Origin of the sequence: uncultured Hymenobacter sp. (assembly GCF_964243305.1) — a bacterium.
Taxonomy (GTDB): domain Bacteria; phylum Bacteroidota; class Bacteroidia; order Cytophagales; family Hymenobacteraceae; genus Hymenobacter.
The window spans coordinates 185,694-200,859 of record NZ_CAXTEF010000003.1; the positions used below are offsets into that span (position 1 = coordinate 185,694).

Sequence of the window (15,166 nt, forward strand, 5' to 3'; positions counted from 1 at the left end):
CTTCCCATGCTAATCTCCCACTACGAAGCCTGGTTTATCACCGGCAGCCAGCACCTCTACGGCCCTGAAACCCTGGAGCAAGTTGCCCGGCACTCCCGGCAGATTGCCCAGGAGCTGGACACCCGGCTGCCCATCAAAATTGTGTTTAAGCCCGTGCTGACCGGCCCGGACGAGATTTACAAGCTGGTGCAGGAAGCCAACACGACCGAAAACTGCCTCGGCCTGGTGGCCTGGATGCACACCTTCTCGCCGGCCAAGATGTGGATTCGGGGCCTGAATATTCTGCACAAGCCGCTGCTGCACCTGCACACGCAGTTCAACCGCGACATTCCGTGGGCCGACATCGACATGGACTTTATGAACACGAACCAGTCGGCGCACGGCGACCGCGAGTTTGGGTTCATCAACACCCGGATGCACGTGCGCCGCAAGGTCGTGGTGGGCCACTGGCAGGACGCGGCCGTAGTGCAGCAGCTCGACGGCTGGGTTCGCGTGGCGGCGGCCTGGGCCGACTGGCAGGGCGCCAAGTTCATCCGCTTCGGCGACAATATGCGCTACGTGGCCGTGACCGAAGGCGACAAGGTCGAAGCCGAAATCAAGTTTGGCTACTCGGTAAATACCTACGGCGTCGGCGATTTGGCCGCGGTAATTAACGAGGTGAGCGAAGGCCAGATTGACGAGTTGATTGGCATTTATGAGCAGGAATACGAGCTGGCCGAGGCGGTGAAAAACGGCGGCGCCCAGCGCGCCTCACTGCGCGAGGCCGCCCGCATCGAGGCCGGGATGCGCCAGTTCTTGCAGGACACCGGCGCCAAGGGCTTTACCGACACGTTCGAGGACTTGCACGGCCTGGCGCAGTTGCCGGGCATCGCCACGCAGCGGCTCATGGCCGAGGGCTACGGCTTCGGCGGCGAGGGCGACTGGAAAACGGCGGCCCTGGTGCGGGCCCTCAAGGTGATGGGCACCGGCCTGCCCGGCGGCAACTCCTTTATGGAGGACTACACCTACCACTTCGCGCCCGGTAATAACCAGGTGCTGGGCTCGCACATGCTCGAAATCTGCCCCAGCATCGCCGAGGGCAAGGTGAAGTGCGAAGTGCACCCGCTGGGCATCGGCGGCAAGGCCGACCCGGTGCGGCTGGTGTTCAACTGCCCCGCCGGCCCGGCCCTGAACGCCACCATCGTGGATTTGGGCAGCCGCTTTCGCCTGATTGTGAACGAGGTAGAAGCCGTGGCGCCGGAGCAGGATTTGCCCAAGCTGCCCGTGGCCCGCGTGCTCTGGCGCGTCAAGCCCGACCTGGCCACCGGCGCCGCCGCCTGGATATTAGCCGGCGGCGCCCACCACACCGGCTTCAGCCAGAACCTGACGGCCCAGCACCTGGAAGACTTCGCCGAGATGGCCGGCATCGAGTTCGTGCTCATCGACGACGACACCCGGCTGCGCACGTTCCGGAATGAGCTGCGCTACAATGAGGTGGCGTTCCGGGGGTAGGCGGTGTCTCTGGCGCGGATTACCTTAAATTAACTCACTACCAGATTCCCATTTTTGAAGCTGTTTAGGAAGTCGAAAGAACGTCCTGTTGAAAGACCGTTAACTAACGCTATTTTCCCTACCCCCCCCCGGCTGGCCTGAATGCCGGGCGGGGGCGGGTCCCGCACCTTACGTGGCGGCCGGCATCGTCTGCTGCTCCGGCGTGGGCAGCGAGGCCAGCACTCCGACGCCCATCGCCACGACGGCCACCGCCGCCATCGCCAGCCGCAGGCTGGATATCTGGGCCAGGAAGCCAATCAGCGGCGGCCCCAGCAGAAAGCCCAGGAAGCCAATGGTGGAGACCAGGGCCAGCGCCACACCCGGCGAAACCGCCGTGGAGCGGCCCGCCGCGCTGTAGGACAGCGGCACCACGGAGGCAATGCCGAAGCCAATCAGCAGGAAGCCCAGCACGGCCGGCACCAGATAGGGCAGGCCCACAACCAGCAGCAACCCCATGACTATCAGGCCACTGCTGAATTGCAGCATCCGCGTCGGGCCGTAGCGATGGGTGAAATAATCGGACAGAAACCGGCCCAGCGCCATCGTGCTCATGCACGCCACGTAGCCGGCCGTGACCAGTGCCGCATCGGGTTGCACCACTTTCTGAAAGTATACGCCCGCCCAGTCGAACATGGCGCCCTCGCTGAGCATTCCGCAGAAGGCAATCAGGCCGATGCGCAGCAGGTAGGGGTCGGGGCGGGTGAGCGAGAAGCCGCCGGTTTCGCCCTCGGCCGGGCCCACATCCTGGCGCAGCGTGTGGGCCTGCGCCCAGGCCGCTAAGGCCAAGCACAAGCCCAGCACCAGCAGAAAATGCCGTAGCGGCGGCTGCCCCCAGCTGATGAGTAAGGTGCCCAACGCGCCGCCTAGAAACCCCGCCAGACTCCAGAGCCCGTGAAACGTGCCCATGATGGGCTTAGGGTAAAACTGCTGCACGCCAATGGCTTGCGTATTAACGGAGATGTTGAGCAGGTTGCCGGCGAAGCCGAACAAGGCCAGCGCGCCCGCCAGCGGCCAGAACGAGTCCGCCCAACCCAGCAGGGGTAGGAAGCCGGCGTAGAGCCCCGACGCCAGCAGCACCGTGCGCCGGCTGCCCCAGCTCGAAACCAGCCAGCCTGCCAGCGGCAGCGACACCAGCGAGCCGGCCGGGATGGCCAGCAGCAGCTGCCCCAGCTGCCCGGCGTTCAAGCCCAGCTTCTGGCTGATGTCGGGGATGCGCGAGGCCCAGCTGGCGAAGCACAAGCCCGGCAGAAAGAAAAAGGCGCTGACGGCCAAACGGATTTTAGCGGGAGAATCGGACACCATATACAATTGCCGGCAGGGCGGAAAGGCGGCGCAAGCGCCCGCTTGTACGGCTGCTTTGGCAAGGAGGGTACTGACTGCGCCCTTTTAATACGCCCGCGCTGTCGGCGAACTCTTCACTTCGTGGCCCCTACCCCCCCACTTGTCATCACTACGCGCTTCAGCGTGCCGCTCTTGTTATAGCACATACTATCAATGACTTAGAGACTATCTGGTGAAGAGTATAATGGATTGACTAAAATTATCTCTCGCCCCGATAAGCAATCAGGTGGTCGCCCTCCGAGGCGGACCTCCCCACCGGCTCTCCCTCTCCGCAGGAAAGGGGGCCGGGGGGTGGCTCACGCCAGCGCCGCCAACACCGCCTTCAATCCCGCCTCCGCATCGGCGCCCAGGTGCACGTGCAGCGTGCGGCGGCCGGCGTCCTGCAAGGCCAGCAAGTCGCCGGCGGCCTGCGCGTTCTGGAAGGTGCCGAAGGTATAGGAGCGGCCCGGCAGGACCACGTCCTGCGGGTGGTCCTGGGTGAACTGCACGAACAGGCCCGTATTCGGCCCGCCCTTGTGGTATTGCCCGGTCGAGTGCAGGAAGCGCGGGCCGTAGCCGGAGGTTGTGGCGATGCGGTGCTGGGTTTGCACCCGTCGGCGCAAGGCTTGCAGGCTCTCATTCAGGGCTGGGCTTTCCGTCAGGTAGGCCTGAATGTTGAGGAACGCGCCCGGCCCGGCTTGAGCGAAAAAGGCGCGCAGCAGCTCCGCCGCGCTACCGCCCCCGACGCTGGCGTAGTAGGCCACGCCGCTTTCGGTCACTTTGGGCGCCTCGCCCTCCGGCAGATGACCCTGCGCTTCGACTTCCTTCATCAGCTGGTCGGTGGCCGTTTTGGCAGCCTGCACGTTGGGCTGGTCGAAGGGGTTGATTTGGAACACCGCGCTGGCGACGGCCGTCGCCACTTCCCAGCGGAAAAACTCAGCGCCCAGGTCCAGCGCATCCTTCATTTTGATGCTGATAACCGGATGGCCGGCTTCGACCAATGCGTTCAGCTTGGCCTCGTTCTCGGCATCCACCTGGCCCTCAAAGCCCACGTACACAAACACCCGGTCGGCGCCGTAAACGTCAGCTTCGCCCAGCGGCTCGCCCGCCACCGGCAGAATACCCTTGCCTTCCTTGCCGGTGCTTTCGGCGATGAGCTGTTCCAGCCACAAGCCCAAGTCGGCCAGCTTATCGGGCACCACGAGCGTGAGCTTGTCGCGGCCCTGCTGAGCCAGCACGCCCAGCGCGACGCCCAGTTCCAGGCCCGGATTTTCACTCACCGGGCCGTAGGCGCCGCAGGCGCGCATCATGGCTATGGCGCGGGCCAGCAGCTCGCCGATGGGCAGGCCATAGAGCGCGGCCGGCACCAGGCCGAAGTACGACAGGGCCGAGAAGCGCCCGCCCACATCGGCGAAGTTGAGGAAGACGCGGCGGTAGCCCTGCTCGGTGGCCGCGGCCACGAACTTCGAGCCGGGGTCGGTGATGGCGACGAAGTTTTCGCCGGCCCGCGTCCCCTTGAGTTGCCGAACCCGGTCGTAGAAATAGTCGCCGAACGCCAGCGGCTCGGCCGTGGTGCCCGATTTGCTGGCCACAATAAACAGCGTTTCGGCCAGCGGCCCGGCGGCTTCAATTTCGCGCACCGTGCCGGGGTTGGTGGTGTCGAGCACGGAGAGCGGCAGCCCGTTTTCGCCCGGCTCCAACGCGGCCCGGAACACGAGCGGCGTCATCGTGCTGCCGCCCATGCCCATCACCACCACGTGCCGGAAGCCGGCCGCCTTCACCTCGTTCACGAACATCTCAATGGCCGGTACCGCCCCCACCATCGTCTCGGCCACGCGCAGCCAGCCCATGAAGCTGCGGATGCTCTGCTGCGCTTCCGGGTCCTGGGTCCACAAAGTGGCGTCTTTTTTCCAGAAGCCGGCGGTAAATTCCTGGTTGTTAAGCTCCTCAACCTTCGCTTGCACCACGTCCTGATACTGCCCCAGCTGCATAGTCGCCGGGGCCGCGGTTTCGGCCAGGGCCTGCTGCCGCTTCGCTTCCAGCGAGTCCATGAGCTTGCCGAAGGGCTCTGTAAATTTTTTGGCGCCATCGACTTCCAGATGGTCGGTCAGCTCCGCCAGGTTCAGGCCCAATTCCGGCAGGCGGCGCAAGACTTCCGCCGCTTTTTCCAGGCCTTCTTCAAGGCGGTTGGCGGGCCGGCCGCGCTGCTGAAATATATCGAGCGTCTCGACCGGCACGGTGTTCACGGTCTTGGGGCCGATGAGGTTTTCGACGTATTTGAGGTCGTCGTACTTCGGATTCTTGTTGCCCGTGCTGGCCCACAGCAGGCGCTGCGAGTCGGCGCCTTTTTCGGCCAGCTTCGCCCAGCGCGGGCCGCTAAACAGCTCTTTATAAATCTGATACGCCTGCTTGGCGCTGGCCAGCGCCACTTCGCCCACCAGGCTGTGGGCCAGCTCGCCCCGCCCGCCGCCTTCGGCCGCCAGCTTCTCCAGCAGCGGGTCAATCAGCACGTCGATGCGGCTCAGGAAAAAGCTGGCTACCGAGTCGATGTCGGCCACCGGCAGGCCCGCGTGCAGCCGGTCTTCGAGGCCCGCCAGGAAGGCTTCGGCCACGAGGCGGTAGCGGTCCAGGCTGAAAATCAGGGTCACGTTGACGTTGATGCCCTCGGCGATGAGGCGACGAATGGCGGGCAGGCCTTCGAGCGTGGCCGGCACCTTTATCATCACGTTGGGCCGGTTCACGGTTTGCCAGAAGTGGATGCCCTCGGCGATGGTGCCCTCGGTGTCGTTGACCAGGGCCGGGCTCACTTCCAGGCTCACGTAGCCGTCGCCGGCGTTGTCGGTGCTGTCGTAGAGCGGGCGGAACAGGTCGCAGGCGTGCTGCACGTCGGCCACGGCCAGCGTGGTATAAATCTCATCGGCCGTTTTGCCTTGCAAGGCCAGGCTGCGAATGGCCGCGTCGTAGTCGTCGGAGCCGGCAATGGCTTTCTCGAAAATGGCGGGGTTGGACGTGACACCGCGCAGGCTTTCCTGGCTGATGCGGCGCTGCAACTCCCCGTTAATCAGAATCTTGCGGCGAATAAAGTCAAGCCAGATGCTCTGGTCGAACTGGCGGATGTCGGCGAGTGGGTTCATGCGGGAAGAGGGGGGTAGGGAAACGAAGCCGGCCCAAAGGTCAGGAAAGAACTTCTTTGGGCGCTGCTTCGGCCTTAGACCCGCGCCGCACGGCGCGGGCCTAAGGCCGATTTGGCCAGGAGCGGGGGTAATTATTGGGCGGGCCGGCCGCGTAGCTTTGCGGTGTTTACCCGTTAAATTCTGCTTTCGCCTATGCCCCCCAGCGCTAAAAAGAACAAGCCCGCCGCGCCCGGCAGCCCGGTTTCGATGGCCGACTTGGCGCGGGAGCTGGGCGTGTCGATGACGACTATTTCGCGGGCCCTGAGCGACCACCACAGCATCGGGCCGGCCATGAAGCAGACGGTGCTCAAGCTGGCCAAGAAGCTCAACTACCAGCCCAATCACCTGGCGGCGGCTTTGCGCAAGGGCAAAAGCAAGCTGCTGGGCGTGATTGTGCCCTACATCGAGGGCCGGTTTTTTGCTTCCGTCGTGCACGGCATCGAAACCGAAGCCAGCAAGGCCGGCTTCAGCGTCATCATCTGCCAGAGCAATGAGGACGCCGCCCACGAGCGGCGCAACGTGGAGACGCTGCTCAGCGCGCAGGTGGCCGGCATTCTGGTTTCGCTGGCCCGCACCACGGCCGATGCTCAGCACTTCGAGAAAGTGCGCAAGCGCGGCATTCCGCTGGTGTTTTTCGACCGCACGCTGGAGGGCGACCACGTAAACGCCGTAGTGCTCAACGACCGCGAGGGCGGCTACCGCTCGACCCGGCACCTGCTGGAGCAGGGCTGCCGCCGCGTGGCGCACTTTGCCGGGCCGCAGCACCTGAACATCTACAAAAACCGCCGCCAGGGCTACCTCGACGCGCTGCGGGAAGCCGGCCTCAGCCCCGACGAGGACCTGATTGTGTACAGCAACATGAGCGTGGCCGAAGGGGCCGGAGGCATGGCGCGCCTGCTGGCCCTGCCTCAGCCGCCCGACGCGGTGTTTGCGGCCGGCGACTCGGCGGTGCTCGGCGCCTTGCAGGAGCTGAAGCGGCGCGGCCGGCATGTGCCCCAGGACGTGGCGCTCGCCGGCTTCAGCAACGAGGGCTTCACGGCCATCACCGAGCCCATGCTTACGTCGGTCGACCAGCGCACCGAGGAGATGGGGCAGGCGGCGGTGCGGCTGTTTCTGGAGCTGTTTCGGGCCGAAGCCGGCACGTTCGCGGCCCGCCAGGTGGTGCTTCAGCCCCAGCTCTTTATCCGCGAGTCTTCGCTGCATAAGAGGGGGTAGAGCAGCCCACTTCCGTTTAGGCTCCGGCTGACTTCCCCGCCGACCGGGCGCCGACCAGGCGCCGGTGCCGAACCAAAAAGCTGCGCGAATTGCTTAGCTAAAATTGAGTTCTGCGCTTGCCGGAACGGGAGCTTAACCGGCGACAGGGGGGTAGGGAAGTATGATTTTAAGATGAATTTGTGAGTTGCACACTGCTGCTTTGGGCGGCGGTGGCACCGGGCGGCAGCTCATCTGTGGAGGCGAGCGCCCCGCCGCGCGCGGCCACCCAGCCGGGCTTGCTGCACCACCGCCGCGCGCCGAAAATGTCTGGTGGCGGTTGACCGGGCCGCCGTGTGGGGTTTGCTCCTGGGCTGAGGCGGCGGCACAAGCTATTGTTTCTTCTTACGTTAGTAGCTCGAACTGACCGGCCGCAGTATAGGCAGGCTTTATCGTAGGGTAACTATAATTTTTCTATTTTTTGGCCGGGTTAATTATGAAGGTTACCACGTGTTATCAAGCTATTTTTAGTCTGGGCCTGACCTTGGCGGCCGGGCCGGCGGCGCGGGCGCAGCACGCCATCTGGGCGGCGAAAGTAGTGGCCGTGTCGTCGCAGAAAGCGCAGGGCAAGGAAGCCTACTCGCCCGAAAAAGTGCTGGGCACGCCCAACGCTTTGCCGCTGGGCCAAATCAGTGACCAGGGCTGGATTCCGAAGAAGGAAGGGCCAAAGGAGTTTATCGAGGTGCGCTTCGCCCGCTCCCTGCTGGCCCAGCAGGTGACGGTGGTAGAGAACTTCAACCCCGGCGCCATCACCAGAATTGAGGTGGTTGATACCCGCGGCGAGCGGCATGAGGTTTACAAGAACGAGGAGCCCGGCCCGCTGCCCGAAACCTTCCGCACGCTGCAAGTGCGGTTTCCAGCCGCCACCTACCGCACCATTGGGGTGGTGGTGACCATGAACACGGCCAAGGTGGAGGGCATCAACCAGCTCGATGCCATCGGCATCGCCGACGTGACCGCCGACATGGTGCGCCAGGACTTCAAGCCCGCCGCGCCCACCGCCGCCGACCTGGCCACGTTCGACTCGACGCTGGTGAACCTGGGCCCGAACGTGAACACCCGCGCCGTGGACACCCACCCGGTGATTTCGCCCGACGGCCGCACCCTGTTTTTTGCCCGCCAGGGCCACCCGCTCGACGTGGGCGGCGCCGACGACCCGCAGGACGTGTGGGCCGCGCCGCTGCGCGATGCGGCCAAGAAATCCTGGGGCCCGGCCCGCAATCTGGGCGGCCCCATCAACACCGCCGACGACCCTAATGGCCTGGCCTCAGTGTCGGCCGATGGGCGCTCGGCCATCCTTATCGGCGTCTACACGCCCGAGGGGCCCATCGAGCCCAGCGGCTTCAGCCTGACCCGGCGCACGCCCATTGGCTGGAGCCGGCCGGAGAAGATGAACATCGACGACTTCTATAATAAGGACAAAGAGCACATCGACGCCTTTCTTTCGACTTCGGGCCGGGCCCTGCTGATGGCCGTGGAGCGCAACGACGGCCTGGGCGGGCAGGATTTGTACGTCAGCTTCCCCAATGCCGACGGCAAAAGCTGGAGCAAGCCCCGCAACCTGGGGCCAGAAGTCAACACCAAGAAAGCCGACTTCGCGCCCTTCCTGGCGGCCGATGAAAAAACCCTTTACTTCGCTACGGAGGGCCGCGGCGGCTACGGCAAGTCCGACATCTTTTACTCCAAGCGCCTCGATGACTCCTGGACCAACTGGAGCCCGCCGCGCAACCTGGGCTCGGCCGTAAACTCGCCCGATTTTGATGCTTACTACACCGTGTCAGCGGCCGGCGATGATGCTTATTTGGTGTCGGCCCGCAACGGCACCGACGGCTCGAAGGACATTTTCCGCATTGCCCTGGCGCCCAAGTTCAAGCCCGAAGTCGTGACGCTGGTCACGGGCCGGGTGCTGGATTCTTCGACCGGCAAGCCGGTGAAAGCCAAGATTATCTACGAAAACCTGCTCACGGGCGAGGAAATCGGGGTGGCCGAAACCAACCCGGTGGACGGCTCCTACACCATCGTGCTGCCCAGCGGCGTGCAGTACGGCTACCGCGCCGAGGCCGAGAGCTACCTGGCCGAAAACGCCAGCCTCGACGCCACCAACAAGGACCAGTACACCGAGCAGCAGCAGGACTTGTTCCTGATTCCGTTCGCCGTGGGCCAGACCATCAAGCTCAACAACATCTTCTTCCAGCAGAGCCGCTACTACCTCTCGCCCAGCTCCTACCCCGAGCTGGCCCGCCTGATTCGCATTTTGAAGGAATACCCAGGGGTGGAAATCAAAATCTCAGGCCACACCGACAACCAGGGCGACGAGGCCCTGAACCTGAAGCTGAGCGTGGACCGCGTGACCGAGGTGAAGCGCTACCTCATCAGCAAGGGCATCAGCGGCGCCCGCATCACCACCGAGGGCTACGGCGGCTCCAAGCCCCTGGCCAGCAACGAGCAAGAGGAAACCCGTCGCCAGAACCGGCGGGTGGAGTTCACCATCACCAAGAAGTAGGGGGTAGGAAGCAGTATGAATCCCGAAGCCGGAGCGGTGCCTTCCCTACCCCCCTGCCCGGCAACCAGGTCTCCGGACGCCACAAAAAACCCCGTGCCAGGCCGGCACGGGGTTTTTGTGTTAAAGCTGCTTCTCAAACTCAATAGGCCCTGGCGAAATACGCCCGCCGCGCACTCGGCCGGCCTGTCACGATGCACACGCCATCCTCGTCCGGTTCGCCGAAGGCCAGGCAGCGCACGGTGGCCTTGGTTTCGGTTTTAATCTGCTCTTCGGTTTCGGAAGTGCCGTCGTAGTGGGCCAGCACGAAGCCGCCCTCACCCTCCAGCGCGGCCTTAAATTCGTCGTAGGTTTCGACGCGGTGGGTGTGCGCGGCACGGAAGCGCCTGGCTTTCTGGTAGATGCTGGTTTGAATATCAGCCAGCAGCTGGTCGACGCTCTGCACGATGTCGGCCAGGGGCAGGTGCAGCTTTTCTTTGGTGTCGCGGCGCACGGTTTCGATGAGGCCGGCGTCGAGGTCGCGGGCGCCGATGGCCAGGCGCACGGGCACGCCCTTCAACTCCCACTCGGCAAACTTGAAGCCCGGCCGCTCGGTGTCGCGGCTGTCCACTTTCACCGAGATGCCGCGCGCAATCAGCCCCATCTGAATGGGGCGGATGCGCTCCAATAGCGCGTCCAACTCGCCGGTTTTGTAGATGGGCACGATGACGACCTGGATGGGCGCCAGGCGGGGGGGTAGGACCAGCCCCTCGTCGTCGGAGTGCGCCATGACCAGCGCGCCCATCAGGCGGGTGCTCACGCCCCAACTCGTGCCCCACACGAATTCCCTACCCCCCTCCTTGGTTTGGAACTGCACGTCGAAGGCCTTGGCGAAATTTTGACCTAAAAAATGGCTGGTGCCCGCTTGCAGGGCCTTGCCATCCTGCATCAGCGCCTCGATGCAGTAGGTTTCCTCGGCGCCGGCGAAGCGCTCGTTCTCGGTTTTGGCGCCCTTCACCACCGGCAGGGCCATGTGCTCTTCCACGAACTCGGCGTAGACGTCGAGCATCTGCCGGGTTTCGGCCAGGGCCTCGGGGGCGGTGGCGTGGGCGGTGTGGCCTTCCTGCCACAAGAACTCGGCCGTGCGCAGAAACAGGCGCGTGCGCATCTCCCAGCGCACCACGTTGGCCCACTGATTTATGAGCAGCGGCAGGTCGCGGTAGCTCTGAATCCAGTTTTTGTAGGTGCTCCAGATGATGGCCTCCGAGGTCGGGCGCACCACCAGTTCTTCCTCCAGCTTGGCGGCCGGGTCGACGCGCAGCTTGCCGGGGTTGTCGGGGTCCGATTGCAGGCGGTAGTGCGTCACCACCGCGCACTCCTTGGCGAAGCCCTCGGCGTTCTTCTCCTCGGCCTCAAACAGGCTTTTGGGCACGAACAGCGGAAAGTAGGCATTCTCGTGGCCGGTGCGCTTGAACATATCATCGAGCTGCCGCTGCATCTTCTCCCAGATGGCGTAGCCGTAAGGCTTAATCACCATGCAGCCGCGCACGGCCGAGTTCTCAGCCAGGCCGGCGCGCTTCACTAAGTCATTGTACCAAAGCGAATAATCTTCCTGGCGGGTAGGCAACTTTTTGCTCATAACGGGCATCTACTAAAAGGCGGAACAGGCGCGGGGAAATAGTTCCCAAACCTGGTACGGGTTTTGATTTTAACAAGAAAGAAGATAAAGTTGTCGTCTTCCGGGCTCAAAGATAGACCGCTGCCGCAACCGGGTTTAAGCCGGGCAGGACCAACCCAATAAATCAGTTCGCGGCCAGGCATCGGAACCGGCCGAAATTCCGTTAAGGGCGAGCAGGTTTAGGGACCAGTTTATTTGTTTGCTCGCAACTGTTTGCCGGGTGCTCGTTGTTTAGGGAATAGCTGCCGTCGCGCTGGCAAAACAGCTTGCCGATTCTGCCCCGCTCGGTTAAACCTTCGCGCTCGAATCAGGTCCGCTACAAGTCTGTCAACTGCTCTCGTGCCGGCCCGCATTTGTCGGTTGTTTCTTTACCGTTGCCTGTCACTTTTCCTTTGTTTTTTATCATGAAAAAGCTGCTCACCGCCTCATTGCCCGCGCTGGCCCTGCTTGCGCTGGGCGGCTGCTCCGCCACTCGCTCCGTCGCCACGACGGAAGATGACGGTGTGTATTACTCCTCGAAAGACCGTACCACGGCTGTGGTGCGCCCGGCGCCCGCCGCGTCGGCGGAGACTGCCCCGGCCGCGTCCGAAATTGATAACGATGGCGAGGCTGCCAACCCCGACTACCAGGCCGCCGACACCCGGCGCCAGGCCCGCAACGCGCCCGAATACTACGACGATGGCTATTCCAGCTCGTCGTATGATAATGACTCGCGCTTCCGCCGGCCCTACGCCGGCCCGACCGTGGGCCTGGGTTACTACAGCCCGCCGGTGGTGTTCGCGCCTGCCGTTGTCAGCTATGGCTTTCCGGCCTACGGCGGCTACGGCGGCGCTTTCTACGACCCGTACTATTCGTCCTTCGCGAGCCCATTCTATAGCCCTTACGCGTTCTACGACCCCTTCCTCAGCCCTTACGGTTACGGCTATGGCGCCTCTTTCGTGAGCATTAATATCGGCTTTGGCCGGCCCTGGGGGGGCTATGGCTACGGCCGGCCCTACTACGGTGGCTACGGCGCCTACGCCTACGACCCCTACTACGGCGGCGGCTATGGCCGGGGCTACGGCAACGACGGCTATGGCGCCTACTACGGGGGTAGCCGGCAAGTGATTCGCCCTAATGGCAGCAGCTACGCCAACACCAGCAACCCCGTGCTCGTGGGCCCGCGCCGGGGCCGCGGGGGCGACGTGCTGGCCGGTCGCGGCAACGCGGTAGCCGCGCCGGGCAGTACGCCGGCCCCCACAGCTGGCCGCGGCCGGCGCGGCGGAATAGTAGCCAGCCCGGACGCCCCGCTTGGTGGTCTGACCGCGCCGGCTGCGCCGGCCTCCTCGGCCGTGGGCGACGCCAGCTATGGCCGCCGCCGGGTGAGCAGCGATGGCACCGCTCCTAACCGCCCCACAGCCATCACCGACCGCGACCAGCCCGCGGTTACCGGCCGCCGCAGTGAGGACGCTGCCGCGCGCCTGAGCCGCACCGAAGCTACCCTTTCTACCCCCCCCGCTGAAGCCAACGTCGAGAGCCGTTCGCGGCGTCGCTTGCGTGGCGTGAGCGAGGGTAGTACTACCACTGGTAACGAAGCCGGCCGCGTGTATGAGCGCAGCCAGCCAGCCGATGTGCAGCCAATGGAGCAGCGCCCAGCGCGCCGGACCCGCATCTACGAATCGGCGCCCGACAACAGGCAGGGCCAGACCACCCGCACCTACGAGCGGCCTGCCGAGCAACCCCAGCCCCGCCGGACGTATGAGCGGCCCGCCGAGCAGCCGCAGCGCACGTACGAGCGCCCCGCGCAGCAGGAGCGCACCTATGAGCGGCCTTCCCAGCCTTCGTATTCGGCGCCGTCCTCCAGCGGCGGCAATAGTGGTGGCGGCGGGGGCAATAGTGGCGGCCGGCGTGGGGGCCGCTTCTAGGCCCCGGCAACTTGGCCTGACCAGCTTTCTTCCTGATTAACCTCAGAGCCGGCCCCACGGCCGGCTCTTTTTTGCCCTTTCCCTGCCCTTTTCTTCAGCCTTCTTCTGCCCTTTTTTCTATGAAACTTCTCGCTTTTCGGCCCGCGCTGGCCTTGGTGCTGACTACGGTTGGCGCCCTCAGCGCGCAGGCGCAAAGCCCCTACGTGGGCCAGGCCCTGGATTATTCGCGCCTGCAGTTTGGCGGCCCGGCCCGCACCCAGGGCCTGGCCGGCGCCAACGTGGCGCTGGGCGCCGACTTCGGCAACCTGAGCAGCAACCCCGCCGGCCTGGGCCTCTACCAGAAGTCGGAGCTGCACTTGGCGCCCGGCCTCGGCCTGGGTTCCGGGGAGGGGCGCGGCAACGGCGGCCCCCGGACCGCCGACCAGAATAGCTTTCACATCGGCAGCGCCGGCGTGGTGCTCACCAACCGCCGCCCCGACGGCGACGCCGCCGGCAACGGCTGGCGCGGCGGCTCCTTCGGGCTGGGCTTCACCCGGCAGGCCGACTTCAACAAGGCCTTCCGCTACACGAACTCGACCAGCGACGACCGGTCGTTTTTTCAGTATTTGAATGAGCCGGGCGGTTACAGCGATATCAACAGCCCCGACTACCAGCAGGCCGTGGCGGACATTGCCACGCAGTACGACGACGAAACGTACACTTCCCTCGAAGGCCTGGCCTACGGCAATTATCTCACGAATATTGAGCGAATACGTCGTCCCGGCGGGCCCGTCGGCGACTCGGTGCTGGTGCTGGATGCAGTGCGCCGTTCCGGCCCCATCACCCAGAACGAGTCGGTGATAAGCAGTGGCTCGTTGTCGCAGTTCGACTTGGCGTATGGCGGTAGCTACCGCGACCGGGTTTACGTGGGCGGGGGGGTAGGGATTGTGTCGCTCAACCACGAGCGCACCAGCATCTTCAGCGAAGACTCGGAAGGGGCGCAGGATTTTGAGACCCGCGACCGGGTGAAAACGACCGGCGCCGGCATCAACGCCCGCCTGGGCATTATCTACCGGCTCAGCGACTTCGTGCGCCTCGGCGCCTCGGTGCAGACGCCGACCTACATCCGGCTGACCGATACCTACTCTACCTCCCTTACGGTCAATAACGACTTTCTGCCGCCCGGCTCCGGCCTGGGCAACTCGCTGAGCACCGTGCCCGGCACTTATAATTACAGCCTTGTGACGCCCTTCCGCGCCAACGGGGGGGTAGCAGTCCTGGTAAACAAGTACGGCTTTCTGACTGGCGATATAGAGTACGTGGGCTACTCGCAGGCCCGCTACAGCAGCAACCCCAATGATGCTGACGGCGACGACTATTCTTTTCAAGGCGAAAACGCTGACATCAACGACTTTTATAAAAGCACCGTGAATGTGCGCCTGGGCGCTGAGGGCCGTTTCGATATCTTTCGGCTGCGAGCTGGCTTTGCCCACTACGGCGACCCCTACCGCAACGGCTACATCGGGCGGGCCCAGCGGTTCTATACGGCCGGCGCCGGCCTACGCCAGGGCAATTTCTTTTTGGATGTGGCCGGCGTCTATAGCACCTACAACCAGCAGCATTCATCCTACGCGCTGGCTCGAGACCCTCGCCAGCCGCAAGTCGTTCGGGAGCCGGTTATCGACGTGACCAACAAGCGTTTCACCACGACGCTAACCGCGGGCCTGACGTTCTAAAGCCGCGCCACTTCCCTACCCCCCTCGCCGGGTGCGAAGCCAGCGCCAGACGTTGGGCAAGCGTGTTACCGAAAAGCAAAAAGCCGCCTTGCAGTGCTGCAAGGCGGCTTTTTGCT

At 64.3% G+C, this 15,166-nt stretch carries 8 protein-coding genes; 5 read left to right on the top strand and 3 right to left on the bottom strand.

The window, feature by feature from the left end:
• Positions 1-6: 6 nt before the first annotated feature.
• Positions 7-1,491 (top strand): L-arabinose isomerase, encoded by a 1,485-nt coding sequence (gene araA, locus ACFE70_RS03640; RefSeq protein ID WP_375416354.1) that lies wholly within the window; start codon positions 7-9, stop codon positions 1,489-1,491.
• Between the two features lie 168 nt (positions 1,492-1,659).
• Here the strand turns inward: araA and ACFE70_RS03645 are convergent, their stop codons facing one another.
• Positions 1,660-2,832 (bottom strand): MFS transporter, encoded by a 1,173-nt coding sequence (locus tag ACFE70_RS03645; protein WP_375416355.1) that lies wholly within the window; start codon positions 2,830-2,832, stop codon positions 1,660-1,662.
• 335 nt (positions 2,833-3,167) lie between these two features.
• Positions 3,168-5,984, bottom strand: coding sequence for a bifunctional transaldolase/phosoglucose isomerase (locus ACFE70_RS03650; protein WP_375416356.1), 2,817 nt, complete (start codon positions 5,982-5,984; stop codon positions 3,168-3,170).
• A 192-nt stretch (positions 5,985-6,176) separates the two neighbouring features.
• Here ACFE70_RS03650 and ACFE70_RS03655 point away from each other — a divergent pair, with 192 nt between their 5' ends.
• Both ACFE70_RS03655 and ACFE70_RS03660 read left to right on the top strand, forming a co-directional pair.
• Positions 6,177-7,238, top strand: coding sequence for a LacI family DNA-binding transcriptional regulator (locus tag ACFE70_RS03655; RefSeq protein ID WP_375416357.1), 1,062 nt, complete (start codon positions 6,177-6,179; stop codon positions 7,236-7,238).
• Positions 7,239-7,710: 472 nt separating this feature from the next.
• On the top strand, positions 7,711-9,777 hold the full coding sequence (locus ACFE70_RS03660) for an OmpA family protein (RefSeq protein ID WP_375416358.1): 2,067 nt from the start codon (positions 7,711-7,713) through the stop codon (positions 9,775-9,777).
• Positions 9,778-9,916: 139 nt separating this feature from the next.
• Here the strand turns inward: ACFE70_RS03660 and proS are convergent, their stop codons facing one another.
• Positions 9,917-11,392, bottom strand: a complete 1,476-nt coding sequence (gene proS, locus ACFE70_RS03665; RefSeq protein ID WP_375416359.1) for a proline--tRNA ligase — start codon at positions 11,390-11,392, stop codon at positions 9,917-9,919.
• A gap of 443 nt (positions 11,393-11,835) precedes the next feature.
• On the opposite strand from proS, the gene ACFE70_RS03670 reads away from it, so the two are divergent.
• Positions 11,836-13,335 (top strand): hypothetical protein, encoded by a 1,500-nt coding sequence (locus ACFE70_RS03670; protein WP_375416360.1) that lies wholly within the window; start codon positions 11,836-11,838, stop codon positions 13,333-13,335.
• A gap of 119 nt (positions 13,336-13,454) precedes the next feature.
• Positions 13,455-15,050 (top strand): hypothetical protein, encoded by a 1,596-nt coding sequence (locus ACFE70_RS03675; RefSeq protein WP_375416361.1) that lies wholly within the window; start codon positions 13,455-13,457, stop codon positions 15,048-15,050.
• The last annotated feature ends 116 nt before the right edge of the window (positions 15,051-15,166 follow it).

What these genes read in the sequence shown, in the direction of transcription:
- ACFE70_RS03650 (WP_375416356.1), bottom strand. Translation starts at nt 5,984, where the DNA reads ATGAACCCACTCGCCGACATCCGCCAGTTCGACCAGAGCATCTGGCTT.
- ACFE70_RS03645 (WP_375416355.1), bottom strand. Translation starts at nt 2,832, where the DNA reads ATGGTGTCCGATTCTCCCGCTAAAATCCGTTTGGCCGTCAGCGCCTTT.
- ACFE70_RS03670 (WP_375416360.1), top strand. Translation starts at nt 11,836, where the DNA reads ATGAAAAAGCTGCTCACCGCCTCATTGCCCGCGCTGGCCCTGCTTGCG.
- ACFE70_RS03660 (WP_375416358.1), top strand. Translation starts at nt 7,711, where the DNA reads ATGAAGGTTACCACGTGTTATCAAGCTATTTTTAGTCTGGGCCTGACC.
- ACFE70_RS03655 (WP_375416357.1), top strand. Translation starts at nt 6,177, where the DNA reads ATGCCCCCCAGCGCTAAAAAGAACAAGCCCGCCGCGCCCGGCAGCCCG.
- araA (WP_375416354.1), top strand. Translation starts at nt 7, where the DNA reads ATGCTAATCTCCCACTACGAAGCCTGGTTTATCACCGGCAGCCAGCAC.
- ACFE70_RS03675 (WP_375416361.1), top strand. Translation starts at nt 13,455, where the DNA reads ATGAAACTTCTCGCTTTTCGGCCCGCGCTGGCCTTGGTGCTGACTACG.
- proS (WP_375416359.1), bottom strand. Translation starts at nt 11,392, where the DNA reads ATGAGCAAAAAGTTGCCTACCCGCCAGGAAGATTATTCGCTTTGGTAC.